The organism is Fructilactobacillus myrtifloralis, from assembly GCF_024029335.1.
Classification (GTDB): Bacteria; Bacillota; Bacilli; order Lactobacillales; family Lactobacillaceae; genus Fructilactobacillus; species Fructilactobacillus myrtifloralis.
This window is the reverse complement of record NZ_CP097116.1, coordinates 1,173,404-1,191,203: the sequence shown is the minus strand read 5'-3', so window position 1 is coordinate 1,191,203 and position 17,800 is coordinate 1,173,404. Positions and strand designations below refer to the sequence as shown.

Below are 17,800 nucleotides of genomic sequence, written 5' to 3'. Positions count from 1 at the left end.
TATTATTATCAGACCATATTAAAGGAGTTGATAATAATGAACGAAAATAACATTTGTTTACTTAGTTCGATAATTTCGATGTTAATATCTATTGCAATATTTAAGAGCAAAAATAGAATGTTGATAACATTAGCTCACTATTTAGGATTCATTAATCTAAAAAATATTGTGAAGCTATTAATATATTTAATTCTATCGATGATTTAACCCATAAATTTTGGTATGGTAACTAATTAAATGAACAGTACCACAATCTTTAATTTGTACAGAATAAACATTTAACTAAACCAAAAGAACCCTTAAATTGTAATTTCCAATTTAAGGGTTCTTTAAAATTCAATTATAACTAATCCATCACCACAGATTACTTCATCCCGCGCACTTGCGCAATGAACCACTGGTTAAAGGCGGCTGCATCAATGGCAGTGCCGACGAGGGCATTGGTCTGACCTTGATGATAAGCCCCACGCACATCCGCAACCGTTTCCCCAATCGCTGGCCCGGTCGTCTGAATGTCAATCCAGTACGGCACCGTGGTCACTGCTTCCGGATGCCGCAGGTAAAAGATCGTATTCACATCGTGCATGGCCACTCCGGCTGTACTCTGATCCCCATCGCTACTGATGATATCATGGAGCATTTCTCCCGCGCGGTTAAGGTTCTTGATCGTTGCCAACGTTTCCGGCGTCAACAAGGCCTGAAGGGTCACATCTAAGCCAATCATTACAATGGGAATGCCTGCTTGATACATGATTTTCGCCGCATCCGGATCGGTAAACACGTTAAATTCAGCAGCGCTGGTCATGTTTCCCTTGCCCAGGGTGCCACCCATCGCCACAATCTTTTTAATTTTAGGTTTAACCGCTGGATACTGGGCCAGTAACAAGCCAATGTTCGTATACGAACCCGTGGGCACGAGGGTAATTGGTTCGGGACTAGCCATGATCGTATCATAGAGAGCCGTGACCGCTGTCTTAGCAATGGGCGCCGTCTTCGGGGTAGGAAAATCATAGCCCCGCATCCCAGATTCTCCATGAATCCGGGCGGCATCCTCAAACGGCTTAATCAGTGGTTGGGTAGCCCCCGCGGCAACCGGAATATTCCCGGCCTTGCCAAAAAAATCCAAGATCTTCAAGGCGTTTTGGGTCGTTTTATCCACCGTGACGTTCCCAGCCACCGTGGTCACCAACTGCACGTCTAACTCTGGATGGTTAATGGCAACCGCCAGGGCCGCTGCATCATCAATTCCGGGATCCGCATCAATGATAATTTTTTCCATTACGATAGTTCCCCGTTAAGAAATTGTTGCTTTCCGTTTCCGAAACTAAAGTCTTCCGCGTGGTTCGTGGCAAACACAATCATAACGTCTGCTGGATCCATGCCCAGTTCCTCGTGAAAAGTCTGTGCCATGTCCTGGCAGTATTGCTTCTTTTGCCCCATGGTCCGTGGCGTTGACAAAATATCAAATAACAAAATGTCATCACTCCGTTTGATGCCTAAGCCAGCATCCATCAGTTTCATTTCGTATGCTTCGTGTTGCGTTACCACTTGGAACCGGTCATCTTCCGGCACTCCGAGGTCTTTACGCGTTAGGTCATACGATAACTGCATCACCCGTTTAATTTCGTCCGGTGTCCGCCGGCCCTTTACCATGTCAATTCGCATTAATGGCATTTCATTCACATCCAATCTCTTAGTTTGCCTCCATTTTAGCATAGCTAGCCAATTTTACCGGTTCAAACGCGTTGACCAATAAAAAAACGCCCTTTCTTTCGAAAGCGACGTTTGAATTTATTCTATAAGTGTAAGGATTGCTTACCAAACAAAGAGACCCACAATTCCAGCGGACATCAATGAAACTAAGATTCCAGACAGGAAGAGGTACACAATGTTTTTGGAAATAAAGTCGTTCTTTTCCCGACTCACAATTCCCTTCAAGCAACCAACAATCATTCCCACCGTACTGAAGTTCGCAAAGGAAGTTAAGAAGACCGTGAGTTGAGCTTGGTAGTGGGGACTAAAGAAGTGGTGGTTGTTAATGTGGGGAGCAATCTCACCCATTACCACGAATTCGTTCGTCACTAACTTTGTTCCCATGTATTGAGCAAACTGGAAGGCATGGTTGACATCTAATCCCATTAGCCATGCAAACGGGAACATGATGGTTCCCAGGATGTGTTCGAGTGACAACCAGGGATTGATTAAGCCTAATAGTTTACTAATCAAGGCTGCCAGCGCTACGAACGCAATTACGTTGGCTACGATGATTAAGATCAACTTTCCCGCTCCCAAGATGGAATCCCCTAAGAACGAGAAGAACGGTTCCTTGTGGGGTTTTTCTGGACGATCATCGACGGTCTCTTCTGCAATTTGTTCGTCCGCAGTCGAGCTTCCACCAAACTGATAAATAACGTCTTCATCGGGAGTAACCTGAACCGGGTTTAACAGGTTTGTAATGATGATAGCATTCAAAATGTTCAAAGGAATGGCCGTCAAGACATACTGACCGGGAACCATTTGGGCGTAAGCACCCACCATGGCCGCCGTAATACATGACATGGACATCATGGAAATCGTTAGGACCCGTTTCGCTGAGATGTTCTTTAACTGTAAACTGGAAACCGCCATGGCTTCTGTATTACCTAAAAACATCATTTCAACGGCATAGAACGATTCAAACTTCGGTTGGCCAGTCACAAAGGCCATCCCCCGCCCAATCCATTTGATACAGAAGGGCATGATCCCAAAGTACGTCAGGATATCAAACAAGGGCACAATCATTAAGATTGGCATCAGAGCCGCGGTAAAGAAGTTCATTTGCTTTACGTGAACCCAATCAGGAAACGCAAAGGCAATCCCGGTGTAAGAAACGTTTACTAACCACTGGAATCCTTCGGCCACGCTCTTAACTAAGTCTCGACCCAAACTAAAGTTGGTCAGCAGGTAGGCCACCACTAAGTTTAGTACCAAGACGATTAAAACCGAACGCCAGTTGACGTGCTTGTGATCCTTCGAAAACAAGAAGGCAATTCCTAAAAAGACTAAAACCCCAATAATATTAACAAGTAGATACATGTTAAAATCCTTTCATTGTACGGCAGCAGCTAATCGACTATTACTTCTGAGTTGGGTAACAAGTTATGTTTGGGCGAGATTACATCCTGTTGCAGGCCAAGGGCCGCCAAAACGGTCCCCCCGACTTCACATACAAACGGTTTATCCAAGAGATGTTCCGCTTTCAGGTTCTGATTGTAGAGCATAAACGGCAGGATTTTGTAAGTCGAAAACCCGTCTTTAGAACGGTTATCCCCCACGCGACTAGAAACGACCATCAACAAGTCATCGTCATGTAATTGCTCCATCACCTGGTTTAAGTACTGATCCACATCGTTTAAGGCATCCGTAAAGTCCTCAAACTCATTTTCCTGGGCGTACGTTTGTAGACTCGGCACCTGGAGGTAAAAGAACCCGGCTTGGTTCTTTTCTAACTGGTGCTTTAAAACCGCAAAGGCATCCTGGTCGTTGCCGACTTGAATGTGGCGACTGTGTTCCTGCGAGAACAGGTAGCTCACAAACCGAGAAATTGTAATGGAATTAGTCCGTTTGCCGACCTCTTCAAAAACACTAGAAACCCGGTAACTCAAGGCACAATCAAACATCTCACGCAGACCGGAGCACGCCTTATTTACGATCGAGCGGGTTCTGGTTAGGCCGTACGTCGCAATCGGCGGATTATCGGATTCCTCATCGCTATCAAAATAAACGTTAAACAACCCTAACTTATGAAAGGTTGGTAACGCCGATTCCGCGGATTGGTTTAAGACGTGAGTCAACAACGTATCATTATCTGAATTATGTTGAGCAGACTCATTGTCAGACCGCAATCCCAAGGCTGCCAAATCAACTAATATAACTCGTTTATAACTCACTTGTTTGACCTCCATAGAGTAATCATCTTACGCTTAATAATAACTTAATCTTTCTCTCCTAGCAATAAGGAAAACTTCGGATTATGTTAAGATAAACAAAAACACAGGAGGGCCTTATGACTACTACCAAGCACTTAATCATGTTAGGTGATTCCATCACAAATGGGTTTGATGGAACGCGGGATCTGACCCACAACCTTTCATACTACTTACACCAATTACTCCCTAACTGGGAAATCACCAATGCCGGCGTAAATGCGGGCGCCATCATCGGCACCACCGAACGCGACCTGACCTTTCAGGTTGAAACGCATTCCTTTCAGGACTATCAGTTAGCCACCCTGTTCTTTGGCACGAACGACTTTGCCCATTCGGAAGCCCCGCTTTCCCAAGTTACCCAGACATTAACAACGAACATCACCCGGATTAAGGAAGAGAATCCGAACATTACCGTAGTCGGAATTTTGCCCCTTAAACGGTTCGATGGCGGGGTCGACAATCAAACCATCACGGGCCTTGGTCAGTACACCCTAGATGAACTAGACGATGCCCTCACCACCGTTTATCACCACTTTAACATTCCCGTGCTCGACTGGCGGACCGTTGCCCCGGAACTATTAACCATTGACAACTACCAAACCACTCTAGCCGATCAGCGGTTACATCCTACTGCAACCACCTATCACGAGATGGCGGTCATTCTTGCAGACTTTCTGCACCAACACCACCTCAGCTAACTAAAAAAAGCATTCGCAACCGCGAATGCTTTTTTTACTGCACAATTTGATTAGTTTGAATTTCTAATGGTTGCCCTGCGCCAGCAGCCACCCGGGCCTGATAACGATTATCGAGGGTTCCCGTCGTGTCGTTAACCTTCACGTCACTTTGAACGCGGTACGTTACGAGACTCGCATTGTCATTCAGGGGTTGGACCTTTTCAATTTGTAAGTGAATGGTGCCAAACTGTAAATGACTCTGTTGGTTTTGCTTCACCACGTCGTTCAGCGCTTGGTAATCAGGATTATTCGTACCGTCCTGAAAACTTCCCGCCACGTTCTGATCATCCAAACTCCGGTTTAAATTGGTGGCGTTCCCAATTCCCGTCCATAAATTTTGGAACAACTGGAAACTATCGTCTTTACTTACCACGCTCGGAAAGGTGTAACTAAGCAACTTGCCGTTATCCCGTTTCGTTAACGTGCGATTCTCGCTTCTAACCGTTTGACCATCTACGTTAACTTGTAACCAGGTCGTGTTCTGCTGGTTCATCGGGACATCCGTGACGGCCCCAGTCCCATCATTTGCAATCGTGCCCCGCCGTTGATCGTTCACGTAGATTTCAGCTCCCGCTGGTCCCTTCACTCGAAACGATAACATCGCTAACGGAACGGTTACCTTTTGGTGTTCGTTGGCAAAGAAACTAGTCTGTTTAAAGGCTGACAGGTGCTGTCCGTCAACCTCAGCGGTCACCTTGACACTATGAAACCCAGGAATAAGGGCGGGAGCCTGGAGTTGCTGCTCTGCGTCCGTTTGCCCGATTGAGTGGCCGTCAACCTTAATTGTGGCACCCGGTGCGTTCGTCTGAATAATTGGTCGAATGGGCGTAATGGCGAGCCGGTAGTGTGGGAAAATCCCAAAGTAGGTGCCCTTTTTCACCAAGCGGAACCCATTCGGAGCGGCGTTATTTTGCTCTAGCTGATCTTTTAATACCGCTAATTCATGAGGATGTTGCTGGTAGTAGTTCACCACTGGTTTCATGGTATCAGAGGTGACGGTCCCCGTTCGCCCGGTGATTTGTACATTATCCGCAAACGTCTTTTCCTGTTCGTTTAAAATACCACTGGTAATCCGATCGACCTGCTGATCCTTCGCATAGTAGCGGTAGCCGATAAACAATAGTCCCGCTGCTACTACAACGAGGATGAGGATTAGCAAAATCCGTTTCCAGGGCCGGGGGCGCGTTGGTTGCTCGTGTTTCGGTTTTGTCATTCGTTAACTCCACTTTCAGTTCAATTCGGTTGTCACGTTGCTGATTCTATCATACTCTCCCTAATTAGTAGGTCATGACGCTACGAAAAAAAGCATCTGATTCATGCAGACGCTTCTCTGAGTTCTATGCACAACTAATTATCACTTGAAGTCGTTGGGTTCGCGTTTGGAGAACTCGCCGCGTTCCCCACCGTTGGCTTATTAACGACCGCCGGCGTGTTAACCGGTTGGACCTGATTCGTAGGCGCCTGATTAAGCGGGGACTCCGGTAACTTCGCCTGCACTGGCGTAGCCGCCTTTAATTCAACCTGCTTAGTTTGGGGTTGGTACGGATCACCCGTTACCGTCACCGGATCACCGAGCGTGGCCTCATTGGGATCAGCCTTTTCCGTTGGCGCCGTTGTAGACGCTCCGTGGGGATCAAAGGCCACCACTTGAGGATTGCGGTCGCGATCGTCACCAGTGTAATTGGCCACCGCGGTACTGTTATCAACGTTTGGTGTCGGTGTAAAATCAGTCGGAGCGCCCTTGGAGTACGGATCGTTGCCATTTTGACCGTTCGGAGTCGAATTAGTGCTCGCTCCTGAACCAACCGGTCCCTTGTAATCATCCGGAGCATTGAACGCTTCCTGATCCACCCGCTCCAAATGGTTTTGTTGAATACACATAATCAGAGTTTGGGCGTAATCGGGAGCCGTCGCATAACCAGCTTCATGCAAAGCGTTCGCTACCGAAACGTAGTCCCGCACGCCGATTAATTTGGCATACCGACTATTGCTATGTAAAAAATCTCCGTAATCTTGAATACTCGTGGACCAGTCCGGGTACGCCCGAAAGGCATCGGTAATGGTAACGTACCCGCCCCCACTAAATTCTTGGGTTGGCAAAAAGACCGCCTGCCCGTTCCAGGCTCCTTTAATCCCAAACAGATTGTGGCTTTGCGCGGCAAGGCCTGACGTTCCCCACGCACTTTCGATAATTGCTTGGGCAATGGCGACGGACGGTAAGACCCCATATTGTTTCCACGCCATTATGGCACCCGGGCGCACCTGATTAATAAAATTGCGTTGCTGCGGGGCTAAATCTGCAAAGTCATTAGCTTGCGCTTGCGGTGCCGTTGGCTGGGGATCAGCGTGGACTGTTTGGTGATTCAAACCACTTCCCGCCAGTAATAACGATGAGAATAGAACCATGTGTAGTTTTAAAAATTTCATTAGCATGATCTCCTCTATCCAGAGCTGGACAGCACTTAACAATGTTTCTAGACACGTTTAAATACGACAAAATCGCATGATTTCGTCGTAACAAGCAAAAATTCATAATCTAATTATAGCACAACTAAATCGAAACCTTTTTAAATCGTATCAAATTTGCATAAAAAAAGAACAATTCCTAAGAATTGTTCTTTTCCCCGTGCTTACTGCTGTTCGCCGGTCTCGCCCAGCTCCACAACTTTGCCAGTGTCACTGTAAATCAGGTACTCGGCGAGGTTCACAATGTGATCACCAATCCGCTCTAGTAACCGAATCACCATCAGATAACTAGACGCCGCCACTGCCGTTTCGGGATTAGCCAGAATCCCTTCCGTAATCGCCGTCCGTGTGTTCTGGTAGTACTCATCGATGCGCCGGTCCTCCTGCACAATTACCGGGGCAATCTGAGCGTCAAAGGTGGTATAGGCGTCCAGGATTTCCTCGAGCATTTTACGGATGTGCTTTGTGATCTTAGCAATCACGATTTCAACGTCTGGAATCCGGGGATTTCCCTTCGCCTGTAAGGTTTCGCGCGCGATGTTAACCGCATTATCCCCGATCCGTTCGAGGTCCGTACTCGATTTCAAGTAACTAATGATAATCCGAAAGTCGCGGGCCACCGGCTGTTGCAACGCAATCAGGTTCATGGCATCCTTTTCCAACTTCGTTTCGTTTCCATTAACTTCGTTATCGCCATCGATCACCTGGTTTGCAAGGTCAACATCATGGTCAATGTAGGACTTCGTGGACTGGTAAATCTGCTCACTAACGTCCACGCCCATGTCCGTGAAACTCTGCCGTAACTTTGCTAACCGATCGTCAAACGTATTCACCATGTTACTTCCTCCTCTGGTCCTTAACCAAACTTCCCGTTCAGGTAGTCACTCGTCTCCTGTTTTTCCGGATTCAAAAAGATGTGCTTTGTCGCCCCCACTTCGACCAAGTCCCCGTTGAGCATAAATGCCGTCCGGTCAGAAATCCGTGAGGCCTGTTGCATACTGTGGGTCACAATGATGATGGTGTACTGATCCTTGATTTTTAACAGGGTTTCTTCAATTTTGGCGCTGGAAATCGGATCCAGGGCACTCGTTGGTTCGTCGAGCAAAATCACTTCGGGGCGCACCGCTAACAAGCGGGCAATGCAAATCCGTTGCTGCTGACCACCGGAAAAAGCCAGGGCGTTTTTATGTAAATCGTCCTTGACTTCATCCCAGACCGCAGCTTGGCGCAGACTCGCTTCCACCCGCTCGTCTAGGACGTGCTGATCCTTGATGCCCTGCACCCGGAGTCCATACGCCACGTTATCGTAAACCGAGAAGGGAAAGGGGTTCGGCTGTTGAAACACCATGCCGACCCGTTTGCGGAGCGCAACCACGTCCTGTTTTGGACTATAAATGTCTTGTCCGTCTAACCGAAAACTCCCGGTAATCGATACTCCGTCCACCAGGTCGTTCATCCGGTTGAGACACCGTAGGTAGGTTGATTTTCCGCATCCCGAAGGACCAATTAAAGCGGTAATTTCGTGTTGATCAAAATCAAGGTTAATCCCGTGTAACGCCTCGTGTTCTCCATAGTACAGGCGCACATCATTCGTCGTTAAGAGCGGTGTTTGGGTGCTTGTCATGCGTTCCTCCTTAACCAAAGTGCCCGGAAATGTAAGCTTCCGTCGCTTGCATGCGCGGGTTGGTAAACAATTCTGTGGTTTTATTAAACTCAATCACATGACCGAGGTGAAAGAAGGCCGTGAGATCACTGGCCCGGGCCGCCTGCTGCATGTTATGCGTCACAATGATAATCGTATAGTGGGCTTTGAGCGTTTGCATCATGGTCTCAATTTTTCGACTCGAGATGGGGTCTAGGGCACTGGTGGGTTCGTCCATCAGTAAAATATCGGGCTTCACGGCAATCGCGCGGGCGATGCATAATCGCTGTTGCTGCCCTCCCGACAGGGATAGTGCGCTCTGGTGTAGCTTATCCTTAACCTCGTCCCACAGTGCTGCGTCCTTGAGGCTGGTTTCCACCTGTTCATCCAGATTATCCGTCATCCCGTTCTCGCGCAACGCAAAGGCAATGTTTTCGTAAATGGACTTTGCAAACGGATTCGGGTGCTGAAAGACCATTCCGATGTTTTTGCGCACTTCGTAAACGTTAATCTGGGGTTGGTTGATGTCTAAACCCTGGTATTCGATCGCTCCTTGAACGGTGGCGACGTTATCATTTAACCGGTTCAAGCTGCGTAAAAAGGTTGATTTCCCCGACCCAGAGGCCCCGATGAGGGCGGTAATCTTATTCTTCGGAAACTGCAGGTTGGCATCAAAGGTGGCCTGCTTGGCGCCATAAAAGACATCCAAATGTTTGGTTGCAAGGGCCACGGGGCCGTGCACCGGCAGTAAGTAGTGCTCATCTAAATTATAAGTTGCCACAAGCGTTCCTTTCTCCTACTTGGTTCCACTTAGTTTCCGGTAACAGTAGTTGCCGAGGTACCGGGATAACAAGATAATCAACAGAATGACAATGATTAATACGGCCGAGGCCCCACTAGAAATCTGGTCGGCATCCGGCGTAATCCCATCCGTATTGAGCTTCCAAATGTGGACCGCCAGGGTTTCAGCCGGACGCATCGGGTTTAAGAAACTCGTCGGACTAAGGGGATTCCAATCACTGTAACTCACCACTGGGGTACTCTGACCAGCAGTAAAGATGAGGGCTGCGGCTTCTCCAAAGATCCGGCCGGCACTTAAAATAACTCCCGTTACTAACCCGGGCACGGCGGCCGGTAAAATAATCTTGGTAATCGTGCGCCACTGGGACAATCCGAGGGCCCAACCGGCCTCCCGCTGGGCGTGGGGCACGGCGGTGAGGGCTTCTTCCGTATTCCGCGTGAGTAAGGGAATGTTGACAAACATTAACGCAAAGGCCCCGGAAATAATCGAGAAATCAAGCTGAAACTTGATCACCAGGACCAGGTACCCAAATAACCCGACGACAATCGATGGCAGCGAACTTAACACCTCGATCAGCGTGCGGACCGTCCGCGTTAACCACGACGGTTTGGCAAATTCGGATAGATAAATTCCCGCGCCCAGCGCTAACGGACAGGAAATCACGAGGGTGAGGAGCAAAATATAAATCGAATTAAACAGCTCGTTTGCAATTCCCCCACCGGCCCCAAATTCCTTAGAAGCGGAGGTTAAAAAGTGCCAGGACACGTGGGGTAGGCCCGTAATCAGGATGTAGCCTAACAGGGCAATCAGGATTAACACCACGATTGCGACCATGCCCTTAATTCCTAACAGGGCTAACCGGTTGTTGCGGTTGGCTCTGGTCGTCGTTGTTTCGTTCATTTTTTCAGCTCCCCTCGACTTCCGATGAATTTCACTAGGACATTAAAGATGACAGACATAAGTAACAGCACCAGGGCTAAGGACCACAAGGCGTTGTTGGGTAAGGTTCCCATGATGGTGTCCCCCATTTGGGACGTTAATTGACTAGTTAAGGTCGACGTTGGTGAAACCAGGTTCGTGGGTGTGATGGCCGCGTTTCCAATTACCATCTGCACGGCTAAGGCTTCACCAAAGGCCCGTGCCATCCCAAAGACCACGGCCGTCATAATCCCCGGCAGGGCCGCCCGTAAAATCACCTTATAGATGGTCTGCCATTTAGTGGCGCCAAGCGCTAGCGACGCATCCCGGTAGTACCCAGGAACTTGCTTCAAACTGTCAATCGTCAGTGACGTGATCGTTGGTAGAATCATGACGAAGAGGACGATGGCTCCGGCTAACACTCCAAATCCGGTTCCGCCAAAGACGGACCGAATGGCGGGCACTACCACGACTAAGCCGATAAACCCATAGACAACCGACGGAATTCCAACTAACAACTCAATGACGGGTTGTAACATCCGTGCCCCCCGTTTGGGAGCTAACTCCGTCATATAAACCGCAACGGCTACCGCAAACGGCGTGGCAAACAACGCAGCCAGCAACGTCACCGCGAAGGACGCCACGATCATAGCTAGTGCGCCAACTTCCGGCTTGCCGTTTGGTCCCATTTGGCCAGGATTCCAATCACTCTTGGTAAGAAAGTCCCACACGGAAATGTGATTCTCAGTAAAGGTGGCTAGCCCGTGAATGGCGATAAAGCCAATGATGGCAACCGTTAAAACCATGATAAAGCTCACGCAGATAAAACTGATGAGGCGCCCCCGGCGGTCCTGATGGGTCGCCGCACTCGGCTGCACTAATTTCTTTTGAATATTATTCATCTGTTCCTCCTTTATTGGTTCCCAGGAAGTACCCGATCATCGGGAGTCATGTGCACCTTCATGTCGTGGATACTGACGTACCCAGCTTCCTTGACCAATTTAGCCTGGACCGGTTTCGACATGAGGTACGCTAGAAACGCTTGGGTTGGTTTGCTAGGTTGTTTGGAGGTATACATGTGTTCATACGACCAAATTTTCCACTTATTCGTCGTAATGTTGCGCGGGGTGGGAGCGACCCCATCCACCTTGACCGTTTGCAGTTCGCGGTTTAAGTAGGGTAACGATAGATAACTAATCGTGCCCGGTGTGTTTTGGACAATCTTTTTAACCGTCCCGTTTGAGTCCTGTTCCTGACTCTTGACCGGTTGTTGTCCCTTTAAAACCTTAGCTTCAAAGGTTTTCCGGGTTCCGCTCCCCTGGGCTCGGTTAATCACGATGATGGGGAGGTCTTTGCCCCCCACTTCCTTCCAGTTTTTAATCTTGCCCGTAAAGATGGCCGCTAGTTGACGTTGCGTCAGGTTGTTGACCCCGTTGTGTTCGTTACTAACGGGTGCGATGCCCACGACAGCGACCCGGTGGTCCTGAAGGCGGTCAGCGTGAATCCCGTCCTTTTGCTCCGCAAAGATATCCGAATTCCCAATGTTAACCGCGCCGGTTTCCGCCTGGCTCAGTCCAGTTCCGGAACCGCCCCCCTGGACGGTCACCGTATACTGTTGATTCTGCTGTTGAAAATCACTCCCAGCCTTTTGCACCAACGGCTGCATGGCCGTTGATCCCACGGCGGTCACGGCGTGCTCTTTATTCTTGGTTCCGCATCCGCTTAACAACAAACAGCTCGTCGCCACTAACCCAATGGCCAGTCCCTTTCCCAATCGCATACGCGCCTCCATCTCATTTCTGCATTTCGTTACAAAACCAAGTATAATATCATTATGTAAAGGTGCTGTGTGCTTTATGTAAAGATTATGTAAATAATTGAGGTGAGCGTGTGCAACACATAACGTTAGTAACCAACCAACTCCGATTAGCCATTGAGCTGAGCCAGGCCTTTAACGACCAACAATACTTTGTTGATACCATTGACGATCCAACCCAGGTGGAGACGTTAATGCAGCGCAAACAAAGCGTTGGTTTACTGTGGGATTTAACCGCCTTTCCCTTTGCCGAATATCAGTCCGTTCTCAGCGACGTGCGGCACCACTACCAAGTGCCCATCCTCAGTTTGGCCAATTCAACAGAAGCTGCCACCGCCATTTTTCAAACCGGTTTAGACGACTATGTCCCCGCTCCCTGGCCGGCCGCGGAGCTTATCGCCCGGTTTGAACAAAAGCACCGGCTCTACCAGCGCTTGAAAGAATCACAAGCTCCCCAGTCCCCAACCAAAGACCGCCTGCAGTTTGCCGACGTGGTGATTGACCGGCAAAAATACAAGGCCTTTCGCAACGACCAGGACTTAGGGCTAACTCCCAAGGAATTAAAACTGCTCCTCTATTTAATTGAGCACGCTCCGCAGGTCCTCAGTCGGACGCAGTTACTTGCGGGGGTGTGGGGTGATCGTTACGACATTTCCGAAACGTCACGGATGGTCGACATCCACATCAGTCACCTCCGCGATAAAATTGAAGCTGATCCTAAGCATCCCGACTACATTCAAACGGTCCGGGGCTTTGGTTATCACTTTGTTACTGATGATCCCCAGCCGAAAGATTGAGCGCATTACCTCGAACGGTGGTTCACGTAGTCGCAAACGGCCTGGGCCATCTTCTCGGATTGCTGGTTAAAAAACGGGGGCAACGCGGTTAAGGGAAAATACCGCACGGCGCTGGTTTCTGTGGTCTGCTGGCGCAGTAGGTGCCCTCCGGTCTGCCGGACTAAGTAAAAGTGTGTAATGCACTGAACTTCGTCACCATTGGGATATTTAAAACAATCGCCATCAAAAATGTGCAACAACCGCACCGGGGCAACCGCAAGACCGGCATCTTCTTTAAATTCTCGTTTTAGGGTCGCCACGATTCGTTCACCATATTCCATGTAACCACCCGGAAAACACCAATCGTTGTACCCCGTTCGTTCCTGCAGTAAGACTTCCTGCTGCGCGTTTAATAAGGCACCCGCCGCGGTGGTCAAAATCAACGGTCGGTGCCCCACCAACTGCCGAAGCTCGTGAATGTAATCTGCCATTGAAATCCTCCTCTCATTAATCACTAACGTTTTTTAATTAAAATAGCACTAAAATCACTAATTAACGAATAATTACGTATTTTTATCATTTAAACGTTGCAAAAGCCGAAATAAATTGTTAAACTAGGAAAAACCTTCTTGCTGTGTAGTTCAGTTGGTAGAAACACCTGACTGTTAATCAGGATGTCGCTGGTTCGAGCCCAGCCACAGCAGTTTGTAACAAAAAAGACCGCGCCCATAAGGCGCGGTCTTTTATTTTTAACGACGTTGGCGTAACTGACCGTCTAGCAATTCATAGAGATGATCGGCGTAGGGGTACATCCGGTCGTCGTGGGTCACGATGACCACGGTTTTCCCCTGCTCCCGGGCAGCGGCGGCCAGCAACTCACACACTTTCGTGACCCGAGCTTCATCAAGGGACGCCGTCGGTTCATCCGCGAGGATTAACTCTGGTTGCGTATACAGTCCCCGGGCAATGGCCACCCGTTGGCTCTGGCCCCCGGACAGTTCAGCAGGATAGTGCGTTTTCAAGTCGGCGATGTCCAAGGTTTCCAGAAGCTCCTGTTGGTGAGCGGGCGTTAAATTCCCGGTTGGTTTGACCTGATCAACTAACCGAAATTGGTCGTGAACCGTCAAAAACGGCACTAGGGTGTGGGCCTGTAAAATAAACCCAATTTTTTCTAGGCGGAAGTGATCCTGGTCCCGCTGGCTGAGCTGGTTCACCTGGGTGCCGGAAAGCCACACTTCTCCCGCATCGGGATTCCGGAGCGCCCCCATAATTGTCAGTAACGTACTTTTGCCGGAACCAGACGGACCAGTAATAATGGTGACTTCCCCGGCGTTACTAACAAAGTTGACGTGGTCTAAGACGAGTTCCGAACTGGTCGCCGTTCCAAACCCCTTCGTAATGTTGTTTAGTTCAATCGTTGCCATCGTTATCCTCCAATCGCATCCGCGGGATCAATTTGCACAATTAATAAGGCTGGTAAGCAGGCACCTAACATCGAAGTGCCCAGTAATCCAACCACCGTTGCGAGCATGATGGGCCAACTAATGGCCACGGGCACCGCTGCTGGTAGCACGAAGAGCGTTACTAAGGTCAGCAAGAGGCCGGCCCCCATCCCACTGACAACGAGGATTACCGTTTGTGCGATCGTGGCGTTAACCAACTTCCGGGCCGGAATGCCTTGCGCCCGGAGCACCGCATAGTTCGGCAGTTTCTGCATCGTTAAGATGTATAGAAACACGGCGATGATAATTAACGAAATTATCATTAAAAACCCAATCATCAGGGTAAAGGTCAACGTCTGCGCGGTATACCCGGGCAGGTTATTAATCACCGTTTGCGGTTTATAGCTATGTAGTTGCGAACTGGGAATCTGGAAGTGCGCGCGTTGACTGAGCACCGCACTCCCCGCAAACCGGCCGTCCAAGTTGCGTAAGGTGTGCCAGGTTGACAGCGAGCCGTAGACCACCGGGGCAATGTTATACTTCGCGTTTTTCACAAACCCCACGATTTGATACCGGTTGGAACCGCCGTTAAATTGCAGGTGATCGCCAAGCTGATAGCCCGTCTGTTTGAATTTCTGGTCTACTACCACCTGCTGAGCGTTCCGGGCCGCATGCCCACTGGTTAACTGGAGCTGCTTGGCCACGTACTGGTGCGGATAAAGTCCCATGAACTGGGACGATACCTTGGCATGTTTGCCGGTGGCCACCACCGGGGCGTTGCCGACGACCGCTTCTGTCCGCGGATTGAAGTGGGCCTTGTCAAGATCGCTTTGCAATAACAGGGACTGTCCGATGTTGACGTTGGCGTTCTTGTTCAAAACAATGCTCTTCGGTTGCCAACTCTTAAGGGCTTGGGTATTTTGCGACGCTAATCCCACCGCTAGGCTGGTCAAAATAAAAATTAAGTAGCTGATCAAAAGGATCATCGTCATGATTAAACCGTATCGAAGCTTTGCATATTTAATTTCTCGGAGTGCTAAAAACATTGTAAGCCTCCTTAACTAAACAACTGGGTTAAAGTCCGCTCTAAGCGAGCGAGGTAATCGGCCTGGCGCTCCGGATTCAGCAAGATTTCCTTAATGCTTTGGTGAATCAGGACCGAGCTCGCCCACTCCCGTTCGGTGGGGGTGCGCGGTGAAATATCGGTTGGCAGTAGATACTGGTTGCGTTGGTAATACAGGCGCATGAAGCTTCGGTACTCACTGTGCGTGCTTTCCGTGACAAACTGCGCAACCATCCGGACCATTTCGGAAACGTCCACGGTTGAAGCGCCCCGTTTAAAGGGGGCGTGTAGTTCCGACATGACCTGCTGAAACTCGTGGCGGTAGGCATCAGAAATATCATTAAAGTATTTATAGAACGATCCCCGGGAAATCTCGGCATCCGCTACAATTCGAGCGACCTGAGCTTCTGCGAGGGAATAGGCCGAAAACTCCGTTAACAGGGCCGCGTTAATCCGGGCTTGTTTCTCGGCTGGTAATTTTTCAAAAGTGCTAGTTGGCATGGTCTGTTCTCCTTTTACTAACTTGGTTTACCTGTAATTTACCATTACGGTGACACGGTGTCAACATTTTAACCAATAAAAATGACACTCCGTCACAATAATTCCTAAAAAAACAGCCCCCGCATCACGAAGGCTGTTGTGGGTTGCTAATTTAACTAAGACGACGGGCGCTAGTAAAAAGTGGGGTGGTCATAGCGATCAGAACCCGGTTCATAAATCCCAATCGAAGCACGTTGGTAATCAGTGGCTCCGGCTTGCACTAACTGGGTTATGAAGTTAGCCACGGCTGAGCGACTAATCTGCACCCCGGCCTGGGGTTCCCCTGGTTGGGTAATCACATAGTCGGTCTTTTGTGGATCATTATATAACCAAGTCATCCGCACATAGGTGTAGTCCAGGTCACTATTTTCAAGGGCATGGAAGCCTTGAATAAAGGGAGCAATTAAGCCCCCACTCATCTTGCGGTTCCATTCGCCAAATTTACCAGGAACTTCATCTTCGACACCAATGGCCCCCGCAACAATTATCCGGCGCACGCCCGCCGTGTCCATGGCATTAATCACACTATCAGCCACGTCCTGATCGGGCGTCACTGCTAGAATCACCAGGTCTTGACCGTGCAAGACGGCGGCTAGCTGACTAGTTTCCAAAAGGTCTAAATCCACGAGGGTCACCCGCGGATCAGTAAAGTTCGCCAAGCGGGCCGGCGCGTCACGGGCCACCAAGGTTAATTCATCAGTCGTGTCGTTCAATAAGTCGGCGGTGACCAGTTCTCCAATTTGTCCTGCCGCAGCTAAAATCGTTACTTTCATCGGTTCAACTTCCTTTCCAATCCTCTGCTTTTAATCTGCTTCCTTCATCATACTCGTTTACTGGGCAATCAGCCGTTCTGGATCATTCAATTCTTTAAATTGGGTGGGCGTGAGTGCAACTGTTCCACTGCCCAGCACCGGAATTCCACTAATTTTGGCCAGCCGGTAGTTGGAATAGACCACCACGGTTAATTTCAGGTTGTGCTGGCGCTGGTGAATTACGTAGCGGTAATTGACCTGAGCATCCTTTGGAACCGCCTGATGGCGAAACGCTTGGTACTTGTGATTCGTAATGGCGTCTAGTTGGCGCACGTGGGTGGCCTGGCGTACGAGCTGGTGGTTTGCATCATACACTTTCACAGAATCGTGCCCCTGGTCCGTGACGGAAAAGTTTTGACACCCGGCTAGGGTGAGGAGTACGAGACAGCCCATGATTAGCAGTAGTCCCATTCTAGTTCGTCGCATCGTAACCCTCCTTAACAGCTCTAATTACCTTAATTATAGTAGTTTCCGGTCCGCTAGCAAAGGATTGTAAAATTGGTATGCTTAGTTCGGTATCTATGCTATTGTAGTAACAACTTAATTAAATTTGTAAAGGAGTAGTTATGACGATCTTTTCCAACGCATCCCATTACGAAAAAGTAAAACCGGGGCTGGTGCAGCGAGACGGCCACAAGCACCTGATTGCGTTTAAACTAAGTGGTTTTACCTTTTTCTTTGATAAAGACACCAATCAGGTCATCGAAGAGGTGATGAGTGGGCTCCAATATGATGGCTACGAAATTTTAGACACCGATATTACCTATCAAAATGCCTATAAATGCATCATGACGATTACTTACCAATAACATCCGGCG

21 protein-coding genes and 1 tRNA gene are annotated in these 17,800 nt (G+C 49.0%); 4 read left to right on the top strand and 18 right to left on the bottom strand.

The window, feature by feature from the left end:
• Nucleotides 1-364: 364 nt before the first annotated feature.
• From rihC to M3M35_RS05870, 4 genes are all read right to left on the bottom strand, one after another.
• A complete protein-coding gene (gene rihC, locus M3M35_RS05885; protein ID WP_252749737.1) occupies nucleotides 365-1,279 on the bottom strand; it encodes a ribonucleoside hydrolase RihC in 915 nt (304 codons plus the stop codon).
• Nucleotides 1,279-1,674 (bottom strand): tautomerase family protein, encoded by a 396-nt coding sequence (locus M3M35_RS05880; RefSeq protein ID WP_252749736.1) that lies wholly within the window; start codon nucleotides 1,672-1,674, stop codon nucleotides 1,279-1,281. Before M3M35_RS05880 ends, rihC begins: the two co-directional genes overlap by 1 nt.
• Nucleotides 1,675-1,815: 141 nt before the next feature.
• Nucleotides 1,816-3,075, bottom strand: coding sequence for a NupC/NupG family nucleoside CNT transporter (locus tag M3M35_RS05875; protein ID WP_252749735.1), 1,260 nt, complete (start codon nucleotides 3,073-3,075; stop codon nucleotides 1,816-1,818).
• A 29-nt stretch (nucleotides 3,076-3,104) separates the two neighbouring features.
• Nucleotides 3,105-3,929, bottom strand: coding sequence for a phosphopentomutase (locus tag M3M35_RS05870; RefSeq protein ID WP_252749734.1), 825 nt, complete (start codon nucleotides 3,927-3,929; stop codon nucleotides 3,105-3,107).
• 116 nt (nucleotides 3,930-4,045) lie between these two features.
• Between M3M35_RS05870 and M3M35_RS05865 the strand changes: the two genes are divergently transcribed.
• Entirely contained in the window at nucleotides 4,046-4,666 is a 621-nt protein-coding gene (locus M3M35_RS05865; RefSeq protein ID WP_252749733.1) for an SGNH/GDSL hydrolase family protein, read from the top strand.
• Nucleotides 4,667-4,700: 34 nt separating this feature from the next.
• On the opposite strand, the gene M3M35_RS05860 is transcribed toward M3M35_RS05865, so the two are convergent.
• The 8 genes from M3M35_RS05860 to M3M35_RS05825 form a co-directional block, all read right to left on the bottom strand.
• Nucleotides 4,701-5,918: a PEGA domain-containing protein gene (locus M3M35_RS05860; RefSeq protein WP_252749732.1), complete on the bottom strand. Its 1,218-nt coding sequence runs from the start codon at nucleotides 5,916-5,918 to the stop codon at nucleotides 4,701-4,703.
• A gap of 134 nt (nucleotides 5,919-6,052) precedes the next feature.
• Nucleotides 6,053-7,132 (bottom strand): glycoside hydrolase family 73 protein, encoded by a 1,080-nt coding sequence (locus M3M35_RS05855; RefSeq protein WP_252749731.1) that lies wholly within the window; start codon nucleotides 7,130-7,132, stop codon nucleotides 6,053-6,055.
• Nucleotides 7,133-7,335: 203 nt separating this feature from the next.
• Nucleotides 7,336-8,007, bottom strand: a complete 672-nt coding sequence (gene phoU, locus M3M35_RS05850) for a phosphate signaling complex protein PhoU (protein ID WP_252749730.1) — start codon at nucleotides 8,005-8,007, stop codon at nucleotides 7,336-7,338.
• Between the two features lie 20 nt (nucleotides 8,008-8,027).
• Complete coding sequence (pstB, locus tag M3M35_RS05845; protein WP_252749729.1) at nucleotides 8,028-8,795, bottom strand: phosphate ABC transporter ATP-binding protein PstB; 768 nt, start codon at nucleotides 8,793-8,795, stop codon at nucleotides 8,028-8,030.
• Nucleotides 8,796-8,805: 10 nt separating this feature from the next.
• Nucleotides 8,806-9,594, bottom strand: a complete 789-nt coding sequence (pstB, locus tag M3M35_RS05840) for a phosphate ABC transporter ATP-binding protein PstB (RefSeq protein WP_252749728.1) — start codon at nucleotides 9,592-9,594, stop codon at nucleotides 8,806-8,808.
• A 15-nt stretch (nucleotides 9,595-9,609) separates the two neighbouring features.
• The gene (gene pstA / locus M3M35_RS05835) at nucleotides 9,610-10,515 is read right to left on the bottom strand and encodes a phosphate ABC transporter permease PstA (RefSeq protein ID WP_252749727.1); all 906 of its coding nucleotides are present in this window, start codon (nucleotides 10,513-10,515) and stop codon (nucleotides 9,610-9,612) included.
• Nucleotides 10,512-11,435, bottom strand: a complete 924-nt coding sequence (pstC, locus tag M3M35_RS05830) for a phosphate ABC transporter permease subunit PstC (RefSeq protein WP_252749726.1) — start codon at nucleotides 11,433-11,435, stop codon at nucleotides 10,512-10,514. The genes pstA and pstC overlap by 4 nt, the downstream gene beginning before the upstream one ends.
• An 11-nt stretch (nucleotides 11,436-11,446) precedes the next feature.
• Complete coding sequence (locus M3M35_RS05825) at nucleotides 11,447-12,313, bottom strand: phosphate ABC transporter substrate-binding protein (RefSeq protein ID WP_252749725.1); 867 nt, start codon at nucleotides 12,311-12,313, stop codon at nucleotides 11,447-11,449.
• A gap of 110 nt (nucleotides 12,314-12,423) precedes the next feature.
• Between M3M35_RS05825 and M3M35_RS05820 the strand changes: the two genes are divergently transcribed.
• Nucleotides 12,424-13,146: a winged helix-turn-helix transcriptional regulator gene (locus M3M35_RS05820; protein WP_252749724.1), complete on the top strand. Its 723-nt coding sequence runs from the start codon at nucleotides 12,424-12,426 to the stop codon at nucleotides 13,144-13,146.
• A gap of 5 nt (nucleotides 13,147-13,151) precedes the next feature.
• On the opposite strand, the gene M3M35_RS05815 is transcribed toward M3M35_RS05820, so the two are convergent.
• Nucleotides 13,152-13,616, bottom strand: coding sequence for an NUDIX hydrolase (locus tag M3M35_RS05815; RefSeq protein WP_252749723.1), 465 nt, complete (start codon nucleotides 13,614-13,616; stop codon nucleotides 13,152-13,154).
• A 139-nt stretch (nucleotides 13,617-13,755) separates the two neighbouring features.
• Between M3M35_RS05815 and M3M35_RS05810 the strand changes: the two genes are divergently transcribed.
• Nucleotides 13,756-13,829, top strand: a tRNA-Asn gene (locus M3M35_RS05810).
• A gap of 45 nt (nucleotides 13,830-13,874) precedes the next feature.
• Here M3M35_RS05810 and M3M35_RS05805 read toward each other — a convergent pair.
• The 5 genes from M3M35_RS05805 to M3M35_RS05785 all read right to left on the bottom strand — a co-directional run bounded on the left by M3M35_RS05805 (nucleotide 13,875) and on the right by M3M35_RS05785 (nucleotide 17,408).
• Nucleotides 13,875-14,549: an ABC transporter ATP-binding protein gene (locus M3M35_RS05805; RefSeq protein WP_252749722.1), complete on the bottom strand. Its 675-nt coding sequence runs from the start codon at nucleotides 14,547-14,549 to the stop codon at nucleotides 13,875-13,877.
• 2 nt (nucleotides 14,550-14,551) lie between these two features.
• On the bottom strand, nucleotides 14,552-15,613 hold the full coding sequence (locus tag M3M35_RS05800) for an ABC transporter permease (RefSeq protein ID WP_252749721.1): 1,062 nt from the start codon (nucleotides 15,611-15,613) through the stop codon (nucleotides 14,552-14,554).
• Nucleotides 15,614-15,624: 11 nt separating this feature from the next.
• Complete coding sequence (locus M3M35_RS05795; protein ID WP_252749720.1) at nucleotides 15,625-16,131, bottom strand: TetR/AcrR family transcriptional regulator; 507 nt, start codon at nucleotides 16,129-16,131, stop codon at nucleotides 15,625-15,627.
• A 170-nt stretch (nucleotides 16,132-16,301) separates the two neighbouring features.
• Entirely contained in the window at nucleotides 16,302-16,943 is a 642-nt protein-coding gene (locus M3M35_RS05790) for an NAD(P)H-binding protein (RefSeq protein ID WP_252749719.1), read from the bottom strand.
• 57 nt (nucleotides 16,944-17,000) lie between these two features.
• The gene (locus tag M3M35_RS05785) at nucleotides 17,001-17,408 is read right to left on the bottom strand and encodes a hypothetical protein (protein ID WP_252749718.1); all 408 of its coding nucleotides are present in this window, start codon (nucleotides 17,406-17,408) and stop codon (nucleotides 17,001-17,003) included.
• 140 nt (nucleotides 17,409-17,548) lie between these two features.
• Here M3M35_RS05785 and M3M35_RS05780 point away from each other — a divergent pair, with 140 nt between their 5' ends.
• Entirely contained in the window at nucleotides 17,549-17,791 is a 243-nt protein-coding gene (locus tag M3M35_RS05780) for a hypothetical protein (RefSeq protein ID WP_252749717.1), read from the top strand.
• The last annotated feature ends 9 nt before the right edge of the window (nucleotides 17,792-17,800 follow it).